Origin of the sequence: Streptomyces sp. NPDC001941 (assembly GCF_040296945.1) — a bacterium.
Taxonomy (GTDB): Bacteria; Actinomycetota; Actinomycetes; order Streptomycetales; family Streptomycetaceae; genus Streptomyces.
Window position 1 is genome coordinate 83,421 of sequence record NZ_JBEOYE010000025.1, and the last position, 22,681, is coordinate 106,101.

Here is a 22,681-nt window from a genome sequence, read left to right on the forward strand (position 1 = left end):
AGCGCTGGCGACCGGTCTGCCGGGAGGGCCTTCTGCGGGGCTGTTGCCTGTGGTGGGGAGTGGTTGGGCGGAGGAGGACGACCTGCCGCGCGTGCTCGCACCTGAAGCCGCCGCCAGTCAGCACGGTCGAGCATTGCCCGCCGGCGAGCCCGGCGCCCGGGAGGAGCAGGCGGCCCTGGCACTACCAGCGGCGGAGACTGCCGGGGGGAGCAGCGAGGACACACCACAACCTCCGTCACCCGAGGCCACCGCCGTACCCGAGCCCTCTGCTGGGGCCGTATCCCCAACTGGACCCAGCGAGGACTGGGAAGCAGCCGCGGGCGTCGGTCCGACCTCTCAGGGCTCGCCGAGCATCTACCAGGGCCCTCAGTTGCTGGACGGGCCGGAATCGGCGGAGCGGTCTGTGCACTCTTCGCCCGGAGCCGTGGAGGCGAGGCAAGACCAGCCGCCGGCCGGGACTGACTCCGCAGCCGCTCCAGCACAGACCGTCGACGCCACGGATGCCCGTCGCAGGGCGGGCCCGCTCCCTGCGCAGCCGGGCGAGCTGTCCCCGAGTCCCCACGGTGGGACGTCGCCGGAGGAACCGACCGCCGGCTTGATAGTCCCTATGCCCAGCTCCGGTGGGGCGGCGGCAGATGACGAGACTCGTGCGCTCACCCTTGAGCAGGAATCCACTTCCGGTCCGCTGGACATCGGTGGGATTCCCGGAACGGGGCGGGCGAAGGAACGTGGAGTAGAAGGATCAACTCGCGCTGCCGGGCACGGCCAGGGGGCCGCTAGTAGCCAGGGGACGGCGGCCGACGCGCGGGGTGATCCCGGCATGCTGAGCCAGCCCACATCCGGGAAGGAACCCACTGGTGTCCCGCCGGGGCGCGCTATACCCGGGCGTCGCACTTCGCGGCCGGACGAGGAGGAAGTGCTGCCGCTGGCGGGCGAGGCAGGGCGCCAGCAGGAGCCGTCGCGACCAGCCAAGCCAGCTCAACTGGGGGCGACAGGGGAGGACAAGGTGCTGCCGGGTTCCCGGCACCCGGACGCCGAGCCGCAGTCTCCAGAGAGGACGTCCACACACTCGCTCACCGGCACAGTCACCGGAGCGACCTCGTTGGAGGTTGAGCGGCCACAGGATCTCAGCGCAGAAGAGCACATTGCCGCGCTCATGGACGTGGCTAGACGCGCAGTTGAGCTCGCTGGCCAGGCGGCTGACGGAGCGCAGCATGCCGCGGCACGGTCCTCGAAGCGCAACGAGGAGGGTCTTGAGGCGGTCATGTTCGCCGCCCACCGCCCCTGGCTCGAGGCGGAACGCCATCATCAGCTGGCAGAGGAGCAGGCCGCCGAAGGAGCCAGGACACAGCTGGAGTACCACGTCATCGCAGCTGTCCGGGCGGCGGTGGAGACCCAGCGGGCCGCTGGGGTGGCCACCAGTGCCGAGGCTCTGCTGGAGGTGATCGCTGGGCTCCGGCCCGCAGCCGAGCGGACCGAGCAGGCACAGGCGCGCCAGGAGCTCGAAGTAGACCTTAAGCGCTTGAACGAGGAGGAAGAACGGGAACTGACGTTCCTGACTCGCCTGGACAGCATCGGGCGCGAGAATCTGAGGAAGGCCCGGTGGGACGCCGAGGACAAGGTTCCGGGCCTGGGCTGGTGGCCTGCACTGGCCACGGACATGGCGCACGCGCAGCAGGGACGCCTGTGGTTGGACGAGACTGGCTTTGCGCGGCTGTTCAAGAGACCAGCCGATGTCGGCGTCGTAGCTGGGCGGAAGGTAGACGGTGCCCGCATCGCGATGCTGCGAGAAGGCGGCTTTCTCCGCGTCGGCACGTCCCAGGGCGCGTGGACCTCCTTACGCCCCTCGATAATGGGGCGGGAGGTCCTGTACCTCGCGACCTTGTACCCGGAAGGGCTTCACGCGGACGCGGCCGCTGCCTACGATGCGCGATTCGCGGCGTCTCGGCGACCGTGGATGAACATGGAGGAGCGCAAGCGTGCGGCCCGGCGCCTGCCACCCCTCGACCTGCGGACGTTGCTGAAGCGGCCCAAGCCGGTACTTCTGAACGCCGCTGAAGTTCCTTCGGTCACGGTGCACGACACCGACCGGCATGCTGACGTGGTGGAACTGGCCCGACGGTTGTGGAGCTGGGCAGCCATGGCTCCCGGAGACGGGTACGACAGCTCTGGGATCGACGACACGTACACGGCCCGGCCTCAGGAAGCGGAAGAAACGGTGGCGCTCGGTCCGCCGCAGGACAGCGCTCTCGACGTGGGTGTTTCTACGGAGCCATCGACCGCGCCGATTTCTGCAGGCTTGAGGGCGTCCGAGACCGGATCAGCAACGCCTGTCAGTGCGGCTCGAGGTGCGGCACAGGCCGAAAGCGAAGCCGCGGGTGCCCCCGGCGAAGGAAGCACACAACTCGGAGGCGACGACGCAGATCTGTTGCGTCCATCAGCTAATCCACCAGCCAGCGCGAAGCGGCGGCTGCCCCCGCAGAGGCTCCCGAACAATGGAGCTCCGCCCCCTTCGGATACGGACTCTCCTGGTTTGACCGCGAGCCGCCTCGGTGGCACCTCAGAGACCGATGACTCAGAACAGACGGCGCTGTTCAGCGTGCCCGAACCAGTTGCTGCCAGCCAGCCTGCCGAACCTCCCGAGAGCGCGCCGGCCGATGACGTCCCGCGGTACTCCCTCTGGCGCAATAGGATCCTCGACGACGTCGTGCGCGGCAATATCACCGCAGTCGACGATCAGTTCCTGGAGCGTGTTCCACGGCGCTTCGTCCGGCCTGTCAGTTCCCCGCAGCGCATCATCGCCGTACTCAACGAAGGCCTGGCTGAGCGAGTCGGTGAACAGATTCAGCTGGCTGCCCTCGGATATGCCTGGTACATCAAGCACGGGAAGCCCCTTCCCGGTGTACCCCGAGACGTTCCCACGGTTGAGCAGGCCCCTCTTCCACCCATTGACTACACGCCCTTGTATCCCCTGACCGGAGTCAAGGACACAGCGCGCACACCGTACCCGCCAGCACCCGCCCCGCTGGCGAAGCACTGGTACGCGCAGTGGGGAACTCCGACCCAGGAAAGCACGCGAAACGCCTATGCCATGGGCTCCGAGGCGGCAGAACGCGCCACACGCTCGACCGCCCGCGACGTCGCGGTCATGGCGGCAGGACGCGAGCACGCCACCACCTGGACCCGCCAGTACCCTCTTGCCCAGTTCGATGAGAACGCCGCTGCGGCACTGGAGAAACTCAGCGACCCCGTCACCCATGGGTACGCCTCTCGTGCCGTGCAGAACCTGCGTGACGCCCTTGAGGCGGAGGGAAGAAAAGCAACCGAGCACTACGTGAGCAAAGTGCGCAGCCCGCAGTGGGAGACCGCTCAAGGTTCGCAGTCGGACGACATCTATCACATTCGCGTGCGCGGCATCGTGATCAGTTACTGTTTAGCCGTCCTGGAACACACACAGGCACTCGGCCTTGATGCCACATCCATCGTCGACGTCCTGGAAGACGCTGCCGGGTGGACCGGGCCGCATGTACCGCTAGGCAAGACGAAGTTTCAGTATCCGTACCTGCCTGCTGCGGAAAGCGTGGCCGACGCCGCCCAGTCGGTAGCCAATGCCCTGCGCCGGTACGCGCTGGGCGACACCGACACGGTCGACCAGGCGGCAGCCCGACGCGCCACCTGGCGCAGCGTCGCTCCCCGGCCGATGCCTTTCTCGCCCATGGCGCCCGCGGACCCCGATGACCACAACGCCCAGGCGGCCACGGCCACCACACCGGTCCCCGGAACCGGCAGCCAGCCGGTCCCCGCCGCCGCATCGTCCCTCGAGCTGGACACCGGACACCCGCACGAGCGTCAACTCACCGTCCCACCGCACCCGCCGGTCGCAGCCCCCGCTGCCGATGACCTGACCGCGGCCACCGGTGACACGACCGGCAGGAACAGCACACCCCCCGCCGGCGCCGCGCCCGCTGACACCATCGGTGTTCGCCAGAGGGCACATCGGCATGAGGATTCAGACCGAGCCGCCCCCGAGCAGTCCGGCACCGGACAGACAGACCCATCCCCTCAGCACCGGCACGGCAGCACCGGAGCCCAGGGTGCGACCCGTGAGCCGACACCGGCGCGGGAACAGCAGCATCCAAACGCTGCGACCTTCCCCGGTGCGCCGGAGCCGGCGCCGCCCTCACGCGAAGGCAGCGCCACGACTTCCATGCCCTCAACCGGGCACGGCACCCCCACCCCCGCGTCCGGTATCCGTGCACCTGCAAGCCCGGCCGCCACCCCGCAGACGACCAGTGCCGCAAGGAAGCCAGCCACGTACCAGCCGGAGCCAGGAACCGCCGCGGCGGCCCCGGATCTTGATCCGCACTCCGAACCGGCCGCCGCACGTCAGGAGGACACCGTGGCCACCAGCGTTCCCCCCAGCGCCGGCCAGGCCCGGCAGGTCGCCGCCAGCCAGCATGGCTCAGCCGCCGACCAGGCACATCATGAGGAAACTCCCACCCCGTACCCCGACGCCGACACCTACTCCGCATCGCGTCACGCCCTGCTCAACGAGCTCGAGCAACTTCAAGCATGGCTGGCCCGCACCCCAGCCGCGGCCCAGGCAGCGACCGGCGTCATTGAGGTCGCTGCCCCCGGAGTCGCCGATCTGTCGGCCCTGCTCACCTTGCAGGCCGCCCTTCGCTCTAGCACGGAAGACAGCGGCGAAACCCGCCATCTGACGGCCAGGTTGGATCACCACATCCGGCGCGTACAGATGACCGTGGCGAAGTCGTTCTTCGACCGTGCCGCGGGTGCCACCCACGTTGAACTGCTCCGGGGTCTGCAAGAACGAGCCGCAGAGGGACGGTTCCTTGAGTTCACCCAGCCCGGCGCAGGGGTGCAGCTCGGTGCGTACCTCGCGGAGCGCATCCGAGAGATCTCCCCGGAGCCCGGCGAAGCGACAGTCACCACCGAACCGACCCCCGAGACGGTGAAGGAAGCTGCTCCGATGGATGGGGAGTTGGACGAAGAGTTCGAGCTTCCCATCCTCGAAGTCTCGGGTGAGGAGGTCCTCTTCACCCGCGAGGAAGCTGCGCCGCGCCTGCTCCACCACTTGCGGGAACATCTGGCAGGAATGCGTGCCGGCGTCGGCCCGATCGTTCACATCCACGGCCGTCCCGTGTACGCCATGGTCCACGGGAGCAACACGCTCTACCTGGGCCTGACCCCGCCCGACACCGAAGGCGCTCCCCGGGCCGTCGCTATCAGCCGCGAAGAGCTGCTGCAAGCCGAGCCGGGACGGCTGCTCGACGCTGTGACCAGGTGGCTCAACAGCAGCGATGACGGTAACCGTGCTCTGCTCGACTACGCGCACCAGCTGGCACAACAGGCCACGCCAGTCTTCTCACGCCAGGAAGCGCCGGCAGCCGCCACCGCGCCAACGCTCCTTGAGGCAACAGCCGGCGAGGCCAGCACATCGCAGCAGAGCCCGCCGCCGGCTGCCGGCTCTCTCCCGGCGGCCGTCTCGGCCACGACGGCCACTGCTCCAACCTCCACGACACAACCGGGTTCCCCTGGGCACGCTGGGCAAGAGGCCCTCACACCGCCGGTAGGCCACCCGCCTGCAGACCCGGTCAAGCACACCTCCGCGAAGGGCACACAGGCACGTGAATCCGGTGAAAGTCTGAGCGGACGCTCTGCTGGGAGGGCAGCCGCGACGACCGCGACGGACCCCGTCGGCGAGATCACCGCGCTGGTCCGTGCCGCCTTGGCCGAAGCCGACGTCGCCTTGGACGCCGCGGGAGCCCTGACCGCCACCGACGCCATCATGATCACCTTGGAGACCAGCGGCACTGCCGAACGCGACCGCGAAGTCGCAGCGAACCTCCGCACCTACCTGAACGCCGCACTGCGCCAGCACACCGACCCGCAGCTTGCTGCCTATCGCATCGACTTCCAGCACACCCCCCACGTCGGTCAACGCGCTCTGCACGCTGCCGAAGCGGCCGAGACCAGCGTGCCACGCGCGCGGCTGGTCGAAGCCAACCGCGCGGCCGCCGACATCTTCACGGACCGACTGCGCATGGATCCCCACGCAGAGCTGTCCCGCGTCTACCTGACCGGCCAACGGCAGCTTCCCGCAGCAGTGCTTGAGGAATGGGGGCTCGGCTACGCTCCCTCCGACCGTGGTGCCGGCCGCTGGGACGTGCTGATACGCGAGCTGCTGTCCCGAGGCTTCACGAAGGAGGAACTAGCCCAGGCAGGCCTGGCCACCACGAGCAGCCGCGGCACGCTCATCGACACCTTCCACGACCGGATCATGTTCCCGATCCACGACGAGAACCAGGACATCGTGGGCTTCGCCGGGCGACGCGTCGACCGGCCCGGCGAAACGGAAGAACAGGCGAAGGAACGCGGGGGACCCAAGTACTTCAACACCTCCAACGACGCGCCCCTGTTCCACAAGCGAGAGCTCGTCTTCGGGCTCTACCACCCTGCCCAGGCAGCATCCTTGGCACAAAGCAACGGTCCCCGGGTCAGCGTTGAGGGATACCTCGACGTGATCGCAGTCGCGCGAGCGGCAGCCACCCTCCCCATCGAGCAGCGGCCTGTGGCAGGCGCTCCGATGGGTACCGCGTTCACCGAACGCCAGCTCACCGCCCTGCGAAGCCTGGGTACCCCCACCCCCCGGCCGCACATCGCCTTCCTCGACGCGGACGCGAGCGGCCGGAAGGTCCTGCTCGACAAATGGCACATGCTGGCCGCGGCTGCCGAACCGACGACGGTGACTACCGCAGAGGGTGCCAACGACGCCGCGAACCTCTGGGAGAAAGGCGTCGCCACCAACGGCGACGGAGCCACACCTGTTCTGCGCGCTCTGGAACAAGCCCGCCCGCTGCTGGACGCCACGGTCGAGGCGGTCCTCATGAATCACGCAGACGACACCGAACGTGCCAGCCACAGCGTCGACGCCGCCAAGCACCGCCAGCGTGCACGCTTCCTCGCCACCGAGGCAGCCCGGTTCATCCACCAGGCAGTGCAGACCACAGCGCCCGAAGACGCCTCGGCCCTGCAACAGGCCGCGCTCACCTGGGCGAAACGACTCCACCAGCAATGGGGCATCCCCGGACCCATGACCGCCACGGCGGTGCTGCTGGGAACCGGCAAGCATGACCAGGACTACGAGACCGAGGTCTACGAGCACGCCCTGGACCTGCTCGCCTCCGATCCAGCCGGGTACTTCGCAGACGACCCCATCGTCCGCAGCCGTCAGTCCGGCTCCCAGGACCGGCCCCCAGCACCCTCCGGCGCACAGGACACACGCCCCGGACGTGGACAGTGGCCCGCAGGCACCAGCCCGATCACTCCCTCGGGCGCGGTTGAGATGCCCGCGAGCGAGTCAGACCCCGCAGCCGCCAACGTGACGCTGAGCCTGGTCCTGCCCTCGCCCGTTGACGGACAGCCCGCCGAGTACACCAACCGCACCATCGCGGCATACGCCCTCCAAGCGGCCGTACATGAACGCCTCGGTCAGCACACCACCGAGAGCCCCGAACCAGACCGACTACCCCACCCACGGAAACTCGGCACCGTCCACGGCATCGAGCTCAGCACTTCGGGAGACGACCAGACCAGCGAAGATCCCACCGTGGTGGTCTGGCTCGGGACGGACCGCTCCGACTCACTGCGCATGTCGTACAGCCGCTTTGTCAAGATGAGCGGACCGGACCTCCTGGCAGCCATAGAATGGCGGGCCGCGCAGGTCGCCGGTGTCCTCGGTGCTCCGTTGAGCCCGACCTGGCGGGCCGCAGTGCGCAGTATCCTGCCGCTGACATACCAGGCCAGGCCCAATCCCGACCAGCTCGCCGACCTCCTCGACACACTCGCCAAGGGGCCTGACGGCAACCCGGTGGTGCCCCGGCGACGGGCTGAGCAGGCCCTGTCCGCGTATACCGCCGGGCACCCGGACCTTGCCTTGGACCTCTTGGCGGCCGACGGCCGCATCTGGGTCTTGCGTAACGACGGATCCTGGATTCAGGAAGAGGCCGTCCAGCAGACCTGGGCCGACCTTGAGGCAGGGTTCAAGCAGGAGAAAGCCAAGCTCGACGAAATCGCCCGGGATGCCGCGACACTCCCGGCCCCAGACGGCACACCCCTGGCGGCCGATCTCACAGTCGCCCACCACAGCGCCCACGAGGCTCTCGCAGCCATCCGCCCGTACTCAATCGGCCTGCCCGGCACCGTCTACGAGAACATCGTTGACCTAGTGGCCCAGCTGGATGCCGAGGAACCCGCACTGCGTCGGCTGCACGGCCTGGGCGGTGAGCAACTGATGAACCGGGCCAAGCGGTGCGTCGTCCGGGTCCTTGAAGGGCTCGCCACCGTTGCCACCAAGATGCGCCTTCCCGCAGTGGGTCAGCGCCTGGAGCGTGCCATTGCCCGCCTGCGGGGCCTGCACCTGGAGGCGCGGCCGATCGCAGCCGGCACCGACCGGCGTATGCAGGATCACGCCCACATCGAACGCGACCTCGAACGTCGCATGGCCTCCCCCACCACCACGCTCGCCGCCCGCGGCGACCTTCAGCAGCAGTGGATCATCAACCGGGCACGGTGGCGCGCCCGTTACGAACAGCTGAACGGTCAGCCTCCGGCGGCAGACTTCCTGCCGGACAACGGCCTGGTCGCGGGAGCTCCCCCCGTCCCGAATCTGATCGCCGCCCACGAGCTCCTGCTGACCCGGCTCTCCGCGCGCGTCGCAGAACTGCGGGACACCGACCCGCACACCGGCGAGGACGCTAACCCCTACGAACCCACCGCCGATCTCTTCAGCGGGGTGGCCTGGGCCTACCAGCAACGCCTGATCGGATCGGCTCCCACCGAGAACACCCCGCACACTCCCATCTCCCGCGACCAGCTGCGGCAGGCCGCCCTGACCGTCACCGCCCACGAGAACGCCTCCCCACTCACCCTGCGCCGTGCCATGAACATCACCTGCGAGCAGGCCGACCGCCTCCTGCACGGCCTTGAGCAACAACAGATCCTCGGCCCGTACCGCGCCGACGCACCACGCACCGTCATGGCCCGCCCCAGCGACATCGACAGCCTTCTCAGCCAACCGCCCTCGCGAACTGCCCCGCATATCCCCAGCGCCACACCCGCCACGGCGTCGTCGGCCAAGGAACGCGCCCTGAAGAACGCCCACGGTGCGGAAGCCGGCGTCGACGAGCACACGGAGGCCCGGCTGCGCCAGCTCATCGACAAGATCCTCGCCGACAAGGAAGCCCGCAGCGTGACCGCGGGCGGTAGCGCCTCCGCCGACGCCCCTTCCACCGCCCGCGTCCGGAAGCACGCGCACCAGGAAGCCGCAGACAACTCCCTTGCAGCCGGCCAGGCCACCTCACTCGCCCCCAGCCAGCCCTGACGCGGAGACCGTGATGACGACACCCCCCGCACTACAGCCCGAGGCCACCCCACCCCCGCCGAAGCTGTCCCCAGACAACTCCGCCGGCATCAACGCCGAGGCGCTCGAATCCTACGCACGCCTGACGAACCTCGGACGCGGCCTGCGCCGCGCCCGGGCACTGGATGCCGCAGACACACCTCCCGAAGCAGCACCACGCGATCTCGCAGCGCTCAAAACGGCTATGACCGCGGCACGAGAGAACCAGGCCTTCTACTACAGCAGCCCCGACTGGCGCGCCATTCTCGACATCCACCAGCAGGTCGAAGGCGTTCTGACACGCCTCAACGAGCAGGCGAAGACCACCCCCCAGACAGCCATCCACACAGCTAAGATCACGACCCTGGCGGCCAGCCTCATCGCACGCCACGCAGCCAAGGTCGGCGCGCACCTGAACAAGTGGGAGCAGCACCACACGCCAGGTGGGCAGTCCATGCGTGCTCTTACCCGGATCGCCGAGGACCTCGCGGTACGAGCCGCAGGTCTAGGCTCCGCAGAAGCCCTCGACAATCCCCGGCTCCTGATGGCGCATGTCCACCAACTCAACAGGCAACTGCGCAAGGCAGAGGCAGATGCACCCGAAGACGCCCTCGCCCTGGAAAAAAGGGACGACCCGCAGCTGAGGGACGCTCTCACCATCGGTGCCACCTTCTCCGCGGACCTCGCCGAAGCGTCGCACCTCATGACTGCCCTGACCGAGATGAACAAGCGGGCCCGGCGAGCCGGACATCGCCTGACACGTGACGTGCGCCTGCACGGCCTGGTGGAGACCGCCCAGCTGCGCGGCATGGAGATGATCGCGGGGATCGCCCGGACCGTCATGCGCCGCTACGACGCCCAAGGCCACGGCAACACCGCGCGCCGCACCATCGCCGCCGTGGTCCTCCACCACGCAGAACAGCGCTTGGAGCGCATGCGCGGCTCCCTTGGCCCAGAGGAACAGCGGGACCTGGGCCACTACGAGCAGCGCCCGAATCGCTACCTGGAATCATCCTTCGAGGAGCATCACAGGACCGTACAGGAGCTGAGCTCGAAGTACCTGCGGCCGGAGGACCGCCTAGCGCTGCAGATCCGCAATCTGCTAGCCACGAGAGATCTCGCGCAACCCGGCAACAACGGCGCCGGATATTACCCGCTCGGCAGACACACGTACCCGCCCTCCAACGTCGTCGCCGGGATGCAGACCGGCACACCGATCGAGACACGCCTCGAGCTCATCGACGCGCTGCGGCGCCAGGCCAAGAAGAAGCCTCACGCGGCAGACGCACCATTTCTGAACAGCGCCGCCGACCACCTTGCCGAGGAGATTGCCGGTCCGCTCTCGCTCACCGCCGAGGCCAGAGAAGCCGATATCAGCGCTGACCAGGTTCGCGCGGTGGCCGCACACCTGGTCAGCGAACGCACCCTCGCCGCACCGTTCGCACTGAGCGAGAAAGCAGAGCTCAACCTCACCCACGCACAGGCCGAACGAGTCCTCGACGTGCTGCAGTCCTTCGACGTCGTCGGCCCTCCCCGCCGACTCATGCCACGCGCGACCCTTGTCTCCTCACGCAGGGACCTCCTGCGCAGACTGGACACGCTCGAACAACGCCTGCCGGACCTACTCGCACGACAGAACTACGTCGACCCGGGTCCCCGGTTGCCCAGTCCCCCGTGGCCCGCGGGCCCTGCCCACAAGACGGCCCCATCAGCACCCATGCCCTCCCCTGGGGCACCGGACCCTACGGCATCCACGGCCGAGCTGCCGCGTCGAAACCGCGCAGCCGAGCGACGCCATCCAGGCAACCTCTCCGCCCGGCCGGCCCCGACCACGGAGCAGCCCGCAGCCGCCCCAGCCGGGCCGCTCGCGGGACAGGAGAGGCGGCTTCTGGAGGCGAGCCAGAAGCTGAAGGAAGGGACCGCAGCCCGCGCTGCCGCACACCCAGCACCTCCCGTGAGCGCGCCCCTCGGGAAGCCAGGCGCGGACGAGGCGCACCACAACGCCCGGCAAGCCCAGGAGAACGTGGGAACGGGAATCCGCTGATCCGGACGAGAGGATGCATGGCATGGACCAGGCACGGCTGGAGGAACTCCGCCGCCAGGCGCGACTGCGCGAACAGGAAGCCGAACGGCAGACCAGGAAGGCCGCTGCCGCCATGAGGGCGCGGCTTGAAGAGCATCAAGCCCAGGCCGAGGCACACCAGGAGGTAGCCCCTCCAGGCGAGGGCGATCACTACGCACGGCTACCTGGCCACTCCCGCACGGGCATCCGCTGACCCCCGGTGCCGCTCCCCTCGACCTGGGGCGGGAGCGGCACCGCTTCGGGCCGCCGTACGCGGCCGATTCCCTGCGGCCCGCCAGTACCTTCACGAAGGAGCGCGCGGCCGCAAGGGAACACGCAACGCAGCCCCGGCGGTGCCAGGCCTCAGGCTGGGCCCACGGGTGCTTCGCCCAGGGGCAGGAGAACCAGCGTGAGGCGGGTCAGTCCCAGTGCCTGCAATGAGCGAGGCGTCTCTTCGACCAGCCGGCAGCGCTGCAGTCCCATGCGTGGATTGGGGTGGCGCACGCCGAGCGTCGCGCTCTCGTAATGAATCAGATCTGAACCTGACCCCAGCAGCCAGTCGGGCATGGCGTAGAGGTAGACGTCACGCAGGTCGGGATGTGCGTGTACCTCACGGCGAATGGCCTGAAGCCCAGCGTTGCTGTCGGAGCGTTCGAGGCCAGATGCGAGCTGCGCGAGCATCGCGAGCCGCCACTCTCGATACTGCACGAGCATCGTTGGCGCGGCCGGGTGCAGAAGCCCGAACCGCAGAAAGTTCGCCGTCGGCAGGGCTGACGGATGGTGAGGCACATGGCAAAAGAGCTCGCGATAGGCCCGGTTGGTCATCCGGACCTGCCAACTGGCGTCGATGACGAAGGTCGGCAGAGACAGAGCGTCAAGGACCGTTGCGTAGTCGTCGAGGAAAGCTGCCACCGACCGGTCACTCTCATGTGAGCGCGTGGGCAGCGCTTGCGGCGGTGGCGTGCGTCCAACGGCGTACAGGAAGAGCCGCATGGTCTGGTACTCGGACATCTCCAAGGCCCTGGCCAGGGCAAAGAGCTTGTCATCTGTCCACTCGCGGACCCGCCCGCGTTCCCAACTGCCGTACGAACGATCACTGATGGACAGCCGCTCAGCCACTTCGAACTGGCTGAGCGCCAGGTGGTCACGACGGCCCTTGAGAAAAGCGTGGAGACGGCTGGCCTGCATCTGCACGGCGAGTTCGTCGGAGAAGTGAAGTGGATTCTGCTCAACGTCGGACTGCATCGCGTCGCCCCCGCGCCGTTGGTCCCCCCAGGCCAAGCCCGGCTGACTGGACTGTGGTTGCCTCGATGAGTTCACAGCACTGAGGCGCGCGTGCCTGAGTAGAGGCGCGTGATCTCCAGCGCACGGATGGTCCGGTAGGCATCTTCGACGGCGTTGCGGTCGTAGCCGTCCAGGATGACGTAGCCGGGCGAGGACCGGTCGTCGACCGTCCGCTTCACCGGGGCCGACGCCGTAAGGGCGGGCGAGACGTAGGCCACGGAGGGTAGCGCTCTGAGGCGCGAAAGGGCACCTGCGTCGACGATCCCGTCACGGCTCGCGGCCAGCGTGAGGCGCGTGGTGAACCGGCGGGCGGTGCTGACAGGGTGCACCAGGCCGGCCACGTCTGCGACCGCGGCAGCGCGAATCGGATCGTTCGCATGGCAGGGCAGAGGGCCGGCCGGGCTCTCCTGCGGAAACGCCTGCACGCTCAACAGAGCCATCCCGGCTCCAGGAGTGTGGACGACCTCCAGCCGGGCAGGTCCGACGTCGACGCCGAGCACCGGTAGGGCTTTCTGGGCGACACGTCCCAAAGACCGGCCCAGCAAGCCGCTGTCAGACAGCGAGTCGGTGCGCTGGTGCAGCCCCTTGGTGTCGTACGTCTCGTGCCATAGGCCGATAACCGCGGGGCGCTGCTCGATGGAGCCACTGACCGTGTCGACGATGTACCGACGTCCCGGAAGGTACTCCTGGATGACCAGCTCAGTGCTGAGGGTGTACCGGGGTGCCAGAGCGCGAAGCCCGATCCACGCTTGCCGGATCTCGGATTCCGAGCGGCACACGACCGGGGCCAGCGGAACCGCAGTGTCAGCGCAGGCGACGCTGTACTGCCCTAGGCGGCAGAACTCCGCCCAGCGCAGCGCCTGCATGAGGCTGGTGGTGCTCATGGACCGAGGCGCGGCCAGCCCGGCATCGCGCACAGCCGCCGCCTGGACGCCGCGGTCATTGCGCAGCCAGGATGTGGCTGGCGAGTTTCCCGCGAGGTCCAGCTGCTCGGCCAGGCGATCGGCCAGCGCTACCCCCCACGCGCTGCCAGCCACCACAGCCGTGACGCCGGCCGCCCGCAGCCGCTTCAGCGTGCGTCTCATGCTCTGGTGGGTGAACGCACGCTCCAGAGCGCCGAGTTCATTCCTGGAGCGTGCCTGTGGCGGCAACTGATCCGCAGGAAGAGCGACGGCGATCGATTCCCAACCTTGCGCGTGGTACTCAAGGGCCAGGCGCGCGCCTGCGTCTGCGGGGGCGATGATGGCCACCGTGCCGCCCGGCACGCCGGGGCGGGACTGCGTCATCGCGGCGGCGTGGACTGTCATGAGAGTGGGCTCCGTGGATGAGTCGGTGGTGTGGGCGAGCGGTCAGGTGCGGCTATGACCGGAGAGCGGGGCGCGAGGCCCGGATCACGGTGTGAGCTGTGCCTAGGCGTGGCGAGCGAAAGCCGTGCGGAGTGGACCGGGGACGCCGCCGGGGGAGTGGCGGCGTCCCCGGTCAACCGGCCTGACCATGGCCCCGGGGAATGGGGCAGGTCTCCGCAGGATCTACGGGGAGGAACCCGCGATCGGCCGTTGCCCGGTATAGGGGAGTGAGGCCTCCCTACCGGACCGGGATGCCTCCGCCAGCTGGGACCGCGGGCGGAGGGAGTCCTAGATCAGAGCGGCAGCGCCATTGGAGCCGCTCGGCTCACTGGTCCTAGAACCGGAGCTGGATCGGTCCCCCAGCGGTAGGGCCGGGCTGGGGGGATGTGGTCGAGCTGCGAGCGATGGGCATGGGCGGTCCCTGGCTCTTGGGCACGGCGAAGCAGGCGTCAGCGCTCGCTGTCCGGGCATCTATCGCTGGACCGCGTGCCTGGCTATCCTGAGCGCTGCGTGGTTGCCACGCCAGCTCACGTGTTCTTCCACGTGGCTGGGCACCCTTGGTCGGATGATCTTGTGGTGCTTGCTTCCGCTGAGGCACTCGGTGGCCGTCCCCTGCCAGGGACGGCCACCTGCCTTTGTGCAGGTCATGACATGCCTGGTTCGTGACTCCTTACGGCGGCAACACGGCCTCGTCTCCCCTCCCCTTGGCGCGGTCTGCGCCCAGTCGCTGCACCCTGGACCGGGACTTGAAGTTGTTTGCACCTGCTAGCAGCAAGGGTGCTGTGACGCAGGGGCATCATCTTGACTGACCGTTCGTGCGTTAACAACGGGCATGGAATTAATAAGGTTTTTCACCCAACTAATTCGCCCTGCGGGGGAGCGGAGTGCGGCTAGGGGTGAATGTCCTGCTCGCTGCTGGTCACCCACCACATGCCCCGGGGGAAGTCGTTGCGTCCAGGGGGGAAACCCAGCTTGGCGTCGAGGGCTGCCAGCTCGTTACCGAGCGTCTTGGTGGAGACCCTCATCTCCTTGGCGATGACCGACAACGACTTGTGGGCTGCCATGCCGCGCAATATGGCGCGCGTACGGTCATTGGTGAACGTCTGCTGGCCCTGGCCGGAAGGGGTGTCGCCATGCCAGGGGCCTGCCATGTCCCACATCCAGTCGAAGATCATGAGGATGAAGGCGACCATGCCCTCATGGGTCACCTTCCAGGCGACGCGAGAGTCGTCCGATCCCTCACGAAGATCCTGGATGATGCACATCTTGTCGACAATCACGATGCGAGGAAACGGCGTCAGCAGCCTGCGGACCTGGGCATGTGGACCGTACGCAGTGACTGTTTGCACGTATTTGTTCATGTGTGGCTGGTTTTGGGTGTTCGGCGGGTATATGTCGAACAGTGCAACACCGCGGGAGAGGGGTTCCGCCAGGAAGCTGGCCGACTGGTCCATGGTGTCCGGGCGGCGGTAGGCAGGCTGAGCGGTCTTGATGTCGTGCTGCGCGTTCTCCATGGCACGGATGATCATCTGCGTCGCTTCCCCGCCGGCGTCCATGAACTCGATACCGTTCTCGGAGCCCGCCTGGCGAGGGAGGGTGTCGAAGAAGGCCGTCAGCATCTCGGCGTTCTGGATCACCTCCCGGGCTTTGGCGAGCGCCTGCCGGCGGAGCTGGTCGAGGACCGGGGCCGTAGGCATGGGGAAGTAGAAGGACCTGCCGTCGTCTGGCGGAACGTCAGGGCGGTCAAGGTTTCCCGGGTCATAGCCGTAGGCGAGGGCAAGACCCTTGTCGCACAGTCCTTTCAGCCCGGGGGTGTCGTCGGGGAGGTAGGCCGGCTCCTCGCTGATCCTCCTCAGCGCGGCCAGCTCGTCCCGGGTCAGCGTGAAGGGCTCCTGTGAGCCATCCCAATTGCGCAGCGATGTCACGGTATATGGGACCTTCCTGTTGGCGAACTTCGCATAGACGAAGCGCTCACAACCTTGATCCGGGCGCCTGTAACCAGGGACTCTACCTAGAGTGAAAATCTGATCTCGCACACCCGTGCGAGGGCTGCTTCATGCCTTGACGTGCCGTCGTTCGCGACGGGGGGAACACGTCATCGGGCAGGGCGCAGCTGCAGACCTACGGGAAAAGAAAAGAGTGAGCCATGAGGCTGGTTCGCACATGCCTGGCTGCCCTTGCAGTTGTGGCAGCAGTGGGAGCAGGCGTGACAAGTACAACCGCGCACAGTCCGGCCGGCGGTCATAGCACCGTGGCCGCGAAGCAGGACCCGATCTGGGACGCCGCGAAGAAGGACCCCATCTGGGACTCGGCCCTTCTTCAGGATCCCATCTGGGACTGAGCTTCACGCAGCGAGTTCTACGGCGCTCCCCGGTCAGCCCAGGCTGGCCGGGCAGCGGTGCCCGCACACCTGCGAGGTACCTCGCGCCGCCGTGACGGGGGTTGGATATGACGACGATGACGACAGGACGGCCCGACCGAACGCCCCGCGCTGCCGCGGGAAACAGCGGGAAGGGCCTTGATGCAAGCACCTGCACGACCCGGCAGCCGCCGCTGGCCAGACAGCGCTCCTGCGCGGAACTCTCGGCCGGTGACTCCGATGGAACTCGGCTGAGGGCGGGGGAGAAGACGGTGACGGCCGTCACGTACCAGAAGATCTTGCAGAGCCGACGCAGCGTCCTCTCGCGCGAGGACGTCGGGCTGCCGGCGCGGAAGAACGTGGCCAGACGCCGTGGTCCGAAGGTCAGCGGACTGACCCAGAGGGATGTCGACCTGGCCCTCAACGAGCGCGGCGGCCTGGGGTACTACCACATGGTGGAGAACGGGAAAGTCCGGCCGAGCAGCGAGTACCTCCACGCACTCGCCAGGCTTCTGTGCCTGACGCCCGAGGAGTACATGTTCGTCCACGCCTGGGTGCACGGCCACCCGCCTGTCCTTCCGCTCGACACTGAGAAGGCCTCGACGCTGGCTGAGGGCTGGCAACGAGTCTTGGACGGTCAGCAGCAGATGGCGTACGTCACCGACTCGGCCTTCAACGTCGAGCTCTACAACGCCCGGTTCGCGGCAATGTTCCCCGGCGGGCGGCCGCCCGCAAATTCGATGGAATGGATGCTTCTGTCCGACCAGGCCCGCGATGAGATCCTTACGGACTGGGACGTGCAGTGGGGGCCGCGGGTCCTTCCCGAGTTCTGGGCGGCACTCGAATCGCACCCGGAGGACCCTGACCTTCAGCGCATCCACGCGCGGGTCCTGCGGGACGCACGCCTGATGCGCCTGTACGACAGGAAGGTCTGCCTGGTCCATCCCGACGGGCACCGCAGACCGCTGCACCATGCGCTGGAAGGCCGGGGCTTTGCCACGATGTACGCTGCGGCGCCCCTGTCGAGCCCCAGCTCCAGACTCATGATCGTCGAGTACTCCAAGACGTAAGCCGGCGAAACCCATCTCATCCGTCCGGCAACGTTGTCGGTTGGGGCTGCCAGGCGCGTCCAGTGGCTCGGGCCGGCCCGTACGCGCGGGCCAACTGGGATTGAAAATCGATCAAATCGCTCTCCCGGGCTCATCTTTCTCCAAGGTAATGTCCCGGTCAAGCGCTACGGAAAAAGTCTGTCGCGCATCACGTTAATGAGGGGGCGCGGTGGCCTACGTCAACCGCCCGGGGCTCGCTGACGCGGCCCACATGGTGACCACTGAAGAGATCGTCGCAGATATCGACGCGCACTATCCGGGCCACCCGAATCTTCGGGCTATGCGAAGGATCGCAGACGCAACGATCGGCGTTCACACGAGACGTTTCGTGCGCCCACTGCACATGATCGGGCCCACGCAGAGCTTCGAGACCCGTAACGAGTGGACGGTTCAGGCGGTGTGCGACCTCGGCGCGCGCGCGGCCCGGCACGCGCTGGACCTCGCTGGCGTAAGCCCGAAGGACATCGGGACGATCATCACGTTCCATGCGACGGGCCTGGCCATACCCGGCCTCGACGTGCACGTGAGCAACTCACTCGGTCTGCCTGTTGACGCCTCACGTGTGCCCATGTCGCAACTCGCCTGCGCGGGCGGAGCCCACGCCGTCAAGCTGGCCGCCCAGCTCGCGCGGCCCGGGCGCCACGTCCTGGTGGTCGGCGCCGAAGCGCTCAGCACCGTCTACCAGCACAGTGACGCCAGCAAGGCCTCCATGATCTACAAACTGCTATTCGGTGATGGCGGGGCAGCAGCGGTCGTCAGCACCGAGCCCCTCGCCCAGCCGGGCCTTCGCATCGACGAGACGTGGGAGTACGTCCACCGGGCTGACGGCCGGGGAACGGAGCAGAACTACCGCCTGAGGGCGCAGACGGACGGCTACCACTTTGACTCCACCCCCGAGTCGGTCAGGGCGATCGCCGACGTCATTCCGCAAGTGCCCTGGCTCAAGGACGGCGAACCGCCGGCAGACTTCGGCCTGGTCCACCCCGGAAGCCCCACCATCATTGACCGAGTGGTACAGGCCGGTGCCTGCACGGAACACGGGGTGCGCCACTCACGGGCCACGCTGGCCGAGTACGGCAACACGGGAGGCTCAGCGGTCCTGCGCGTCCTCGAGCGGACACACGACGACCCGCCTCGCAGCGGGGAAACCGGCTTCCTCGTCGGGTTCGGCCCAGGCTTCGTTGCCGCAGCGGCGCGGGGCACATGGGTGGGAAGCGGCGGGTAGTCGCTGCCAGCAGCGGGTCCACCGGTTCTCCTCTGCGGGCCGCGGGGTGGTTGATCTAGCGGATGCCCCGATGAGGGGGCCGGGGGTTGTCGGGAGTCCGCGTTCTGGGGTCCTGATGAGTCGTCGACGCCGGTGCGGGCAAGTGCTTCGTCGCCAAGCGTTCTTGGGCACCGTTGTTCAGCATGGCGGCCGCTGCGAGGATGTCCTGCACCCGGCTGCTCAGGTAGTCCTCCGCTGCCGACGCTGATCCGTGGCGGGGAGGCTGACCAGGGAGAAGGTCGCCCAGCTCGTCGTAGCGCTGTGCGTAGTGAGGGCTCGGCGTGAGCATGTAGGTAGGGTGCACGGCTGCGTCGAGGGGCGGGGTGAAGGCCGCCCGGTGGCAGTTCCACGGAGTGTCGGTCGAGCGCCAGGACATCCCGGAGAGACTCACATCGAATCCTCCCGATTCGGGGTACCGGACCCATGTGGGGGATACGACAGGCTCGGGGTGTCCTGGCCCACTGGTGAGCCGGGCGCGGAAGACGACAACGGTATTTGCGGGGTCTGATCTGGGGTCGAAGAGCTGCCTGCTGGCGACTTCCTCGAAGGCGGCCCGTTCAGTGGCGTGCCAGCATGCGCCAGCGGGCAGGTTGCCCTGCCCTATGGCGTCGAGGATTAGTTGGCCTCGTTCGGACGGGTCACGGGCGTCATTGTGAGCGCCCAGGTGGACGCCGCGGTCAAGGAGCACCGGTATGCCGGCGTAGAGATCCTGGGCTGTTGGGTCCGGGCCCTGGAGGGGCGGTGACTGGAAGCGGTACAGCCACCTCGCGGCCTCTCCCTCCAGGCGCTCACCGTAGCGGTACTCGGCATCCTGGTGGCCGTCCAGCTTGTAGACGATGTTGGAGCGCGCGTTCGTGGCGCGCTGGCGAAAGACCACGACAGGATCGAAGTAGCGAGCCCAGTCCAAAGGTGGCCGGTTGTGAATGTTCCGGTCTGGTGCCGGATCGTTGTAGCCGTCCCACCAGAGGATGCCGTTCGGAGTGCGACTTCCGTGGTCGATCCATGCCTGTGGGTGTGCCGCGTAGACAGCGTCCATCATGGCCGATCCGATGCCGCGGCGCTGGAAGGCCTGGTAGACGAGGAGTTGCTGCACCGACAGGGCCTTGCCGTCGGGATGGACGGTGAACTCGACGTGGCCCGCCGCACGGCCGCTGGCAAGAGCTACGATCCGACGCGGTAGCCAACCCTCGAATCCTTGGACGTGCCAGTCGGTCAGCCACAGTGAGAGACCCCCGTCGTCCAACGGAGGCGATGATCCAGGCATGCTCTACTCCAGTAGGGGCCGCGATGCGAAGGTGACGACCCGGCTGCTGGCCTCGGCCACGCCCGGGAGATGGCCCAGGGCCAAGCTGACTTCATCCTCAAGCCGCTGCCGTGCATCGAAGGAGTCGTGCTCCAGTGCGGCTGGGTCGAGCCGCAGAATGGTCTGCAGCGCCACGCGAGCGTCCGGAGCAACAGGGGCTTCATCCAAAGACGGCAGCATCACCGAAAGCCGGCTACGGACGCTGTCGAACCGCCCGGGCTCCGTCACAGGTCCGAACACGACAGTGGATGTCTGGGAAAGCAGCTCCAGGAGCTGGTTGACGACCTCGGGTGTCCCCACTACGTCGAGTTCGGCGATGCGCGGAGCCGACGGTGTCGAAGTCTGAGAAGTGGCGTCCATGTGGGGTGCTCCCGGCAGTTCGGCGGAGGTGATGAGAGGGCGGTACCGGCGGCTCGTGCCGCCGCTGCCCGATGTCAGTGTGGCACGACGGTCTCCTCCTTTGAGCGGGGTGACAACGCCAGCACGATCAGCAGGCGCGCGGGGCATGCAGTCCAACCAGGTGTATCGGTAGGGGACTTGGTCGGCGCAGGCCTTGTGCTGTCTCGGGAGAGGCCAGTGTGGCCTGGCCCTCGCGGCTCTGGTTGCGGTGAGCGCACTGCCGCTCAGCCCCTGAGGCACCTACCACTCAAGACGTTCCGCACAGCGGTCCGCGAAGACGCGGGGAGCGTCTCGGGGATGAGCCTGTGGTGGGTGCGTGCCTCGTCGGTGAACCTTGCCCCGATGGTGTACGTGCGGTGTTGCGGCCGGTCGAGTCGGCACAAGCTGGAAGGCGAGGGCGGTTCGAAGACTCAGGCCCTGGGATGCCGGCTCATCACGCGGTCCGAAGCTTGGCACAGTGCCCTAGTGAAGGAGGCAGGAGCCTGGCAAGTCGTGCAAGGTGGCAGCCATCTGACCGGCAGGTCCAGCCGACCCGCCACTGCCCCCCGAATCGAGCCACGCATGCACCCGGTTCCTGACACAGTCCGCATCCAGGGCGGCGACCTTCGTGCGTACGCCGCCGGACAGATCACTGTCGATCTGTCCATTTGCCACAATCCTTATGGCCCCTCTCCACGCGCCATAGAGGCAGGTATGCGGCTACTCGCTGAGAGTCCGGGCGCCCTGGCCCCTCCACCGTACGGCTGTGAGGAGCCCTACCTCGATGCCTATGCCGACCGTTTGGGGGTGCCAGCCACAGAGCTTGCCGCTGGACGCGGTGTCACCGAGTTCCTGATCGTCCTGGCACGCCTTTTGAGAGGTCGTCGCCCCGCGGTCATCACCCCTGACTACACCCACACTCTGCGACTCTTCTCATACGGAGCCCAGTACGTGCCCGGGCAGGCAGTGCTCGACACGGACATCGGACGGCTGACACGGCTGCGGCGAGCGATGGCCAGCCAATCCGTGGTCGTGCTCTCGAATCCCTGCAACCCTACCGGTCAGTGCCTGCCCCCAGGAGAGATCATCTCCATCTGCACTGACTTCCCGCAGTCGCTGATGATCTTGGACGAGGAGTACGTCGATCTTCACGGCCCGGGGCTGACCACGGTAGGCGCCGACGTCGACAACCTGGTGGTCCTGCGCTCGACCGGGAAGAGTTACGGCATCGTGGGAACCCGCGCGGGCGTGATGTGGACTCGCAGCAAAGAGCTACTCAGCCTGGTACGCATGGAGATGCAGGACCCCTGGCGGCTCTCGCTGCTCGACGCCGTTATGGCAGCCGCAGCACTACAGGACGAGCAGTGGCTGGAAGGCACCAGAAACGCACTCCACCGAGACGCAGCCCGGCTAGAGGACCACCTCAGAGATGCCTTCGGGCCGCGCGCACGCCTCCAAGGCCCCGACCACCCACTGCACTACCGCTTCGTCCATCTCCCCAACCCAAGGCCCGTAGTTGAACACCTGAGCGAGCACGGAGTGTCCGTCCGGTCCTTCGGCGACTACGGAGGCCACATTCCCGGTATCAGGTTCGCCGCCCCATCCACCGACGAGCAGCTCGCCACGCTCGTACACGCGCTGAACACGCTCCCGGAGAAGAGAGCTGCATGATCATCACCATCGACACGGCAAGACTCACTCTGGGGCAGGCACTCCACCTCATCGATCGAGCGTATGCCCGCACCCATAAACGCGCCCACGAGCCGACGATACGAACACTCTACGCAGGCAAGAGTGTGCTCGAGCCTCGTCCGGACGAGCCTCATCACCTCGGGAATACGGAGTAGTCGGGCACGTGGACCTGGGCGTTTGCAACAGCTCTGCGGCAGTACCCCGGGCCGGGTCCTTGAGCAGGGGATCGCCTCAGGCTGATCCGCACCGCGGTGGACGAGGGCTCACGGCTGACCTCCATCAGAGATCGGAGCAAATAGGCTCGAGACCAGTGCTAGCGACACCGACGGGGCGCATCCCTAGCACTGGCAGCAGTGCACCCCTGACGCGCTAGTGTCCTGCGCCGGAGATCCGTCGTTAGTTTGTGTATGACTGCTTCTGCCGATGTGCCGGTACCTCGTCGTGGCCCGAAGTTGGAACCGTT

At 67.6% G+C, this 22,681-nt stretch carries 10 protein-coding genes; 5 read left to right on the forward strand and 5 right to left on the reverse strand.

Annotated features, from left to right (window positions below; genetic code table 11):
• Nucleotides 1–1,102: 1,102 nt before the first annotated feature.
• Both ABT160_RS18925 and ABT160_RS18930 read left to right on the forward strand, forming a co-directional pair.
• Nucleotides 1,103–9,403: a hypothetical protein gene (locus tag ABT160_RS18925; protein ID WP_351648804.1), complete on the forward strand. Its 8,301-nt coding sequence runs from the start codon at nucleotides 1,103–1,105 to the stop codon at nucleotides 9,401–9,403.
• Between the two features lie 13 nt (nucleotides 9,404–9,416).
• Entirely contained in the window at nucleotides 9,417–11,465 is a 2,049-nt protein-coding gene (locus ABT160_RS18930) for a hypothetical protein (RefSeq protein ID WP_351648805.1), read from the forward strand.
• A 381-nt stretch (nucleotides 11,466–11,846) separates the two neighbouring features.
• Here ABT160_RS18930 and ABT160_RS18935 read toward each other — a convergent pair whose 3' ends face one another.
• The 3 genes from ABT160_RS18935 to ABT160_RS18945 form a co-directional block, all read right to left on the reverse strand.
• Entirely contained in the window at nucleotides 11,847–12,728 is an 882-nt protein-coding gene (locus ABT160_RS18935) for an MmyB family transcriptional regulator (protein WP_351648806.1), read from the reverse strand.
• 71 nt (nucleotides 12,729–12,799) lie between these two features.
• Nucleotides 12,800–14,074, reverse strand: a complete 1,275-nt coding sequence (locus tag ABT160_RS18940; protein WP_351648807.1) for a hypothetical protein — start codon at nucleotides 14,072–14,074, stop codon at nucleotides 12,800–12,802.
• A 929-nt stretch (nucleotides 14,075–15,003) separates the two neighbouring features.
• Nucleotides 15,004–16,038: a hypothetical protein gene (locus tag ABT160_RS18945; RefSeq protein WP_351648808.1), complete on the reverse strand. Its 1,035-nt coding sequence runs from the start codon at nucleotides 16,036–16,038 to the stop codon at nucleotides 15,004–15,006.
• A 706-nt stretch (nucleotides 16,039–16,744) separates the two neighbouring features.
• Here ABT160_RS18945 and ABT160_RS18950 point away from each other — a divergent pair.
• Both ABT160_RS18950 and ABT160_RS18955 read left to right on the forward strand, forming a co-directional pair.
• Nucleotides 16,745–17,542, forward strand: a complete 798-nt coding sequence (locus tag ABT160_RS18950; protein ID WP_351648809.1) for a helix-turn-helix domain-containing protein — start codon at nucleotides 16,745–16,747, stop codon at nucleotides 17,540–17,542.
• A gap of 208 nt (nucleotides 17,543–17,750) precedes the next feature.
• Nucleotides 17,751–18,806 (forward strand): PhlD, encoded by a 1,056-nt coding sequence (locus ABT160_RS18955; RefSeq protein ID WP_351648810.1) that lies wholly within the window; start codon nucleotides 17,751–17,753, stop codon nucleotides 18,804–18,806.
• Nucleotides 18,807–18,861: 55 nt separating this feature from the next.
• On the opposite strand, the gene ABT160_RS18960 is transcribed toward ABT160_RS18955, so the two are convergent.
• Entirely contained in the window at nucleotides 18,862–20,088 is a 1,227-nt protein-coding gene (locus ABT160_RS18960; protein ID WP_351648811.1) for a GNAT family N-acetyltransferase, read from the reverse strand.
• A gap of 24 nt (nucleotides 20,089–20,112) precedes the next feature.
• The gene (locus ABT160_RS18965; protein WP_351648812.1) at nucleotides 20,113–20,508 is read right to left on the reverse strand and encodes a hypothetical protein; all 396 of its coding nucleotides are present in this window, start codon (nucleotides 20,506–20,508) and stop codon (nucleotides 20,113–20,115) included.
• Between the two features lie 600 nt (nucleotides 20,509–21,108).
• On the opposite strand from ABT160_RS18965, the gene ABT160_RS18970 reads away from it, so the two are divergent.
• Nucleotides 21,109–22,197 carry an aminotransferase class I/II-fold pyridoxal phosphate-dependent enzyme gene (locus ABT160_RS18970; RefSeq protein ID WP_351648813.1) on the forward strand — a complete coding sequence of 363 codons (1,089 nt, stop codon included), beginning with the start codon at nucleotides 21,109–21,111 and terminating at the stop codon, nucleotides 22,195–22,197.
• The last annotated feature ends 484 nt before the right edge of the window (nucleotides 22,198–22,681 follow it).

Bases quoted from the DNA above. Each gene is read 5' to 3' on its own strand.
- ABT160_RS18930 (WP_351648805.1), top strand. From the start codon at position 9,417: ATGACGACACCCCCCGCACTACAGCCCGAGGCCACCCCACCCCCGCCG.
- ABT160_RS18935 (WP_351648806.1), bottom strand. From the start codon at position 12,728: ATGCAGTCCGACGTTGAGCAGAATCCACTTCACTTCTCCGACGAACTC.
- ABT160_RS18940 (WP_351648807.1), bottom strand. From the start codon at position 14,074: ATGACAGTCCACGCCGCCGCGATGACGCAGTCCCGCCCCGGCGTGCCG.
- ABT160_RS18965 (WP_351648812.1), bottom strand. From the start codon at position 20,508: ATGGACGCCACTTCTCAGACTTCGACACCGTCGGCTCCGCGCATCGCC.
- ABT160_RS18970 (WP_351648813.1), top strand. From the start codon at position 21,109: ATGCACCCGGTTCCTGACACAGTCCGCATCCAGGGCGGCGACCTTCGT.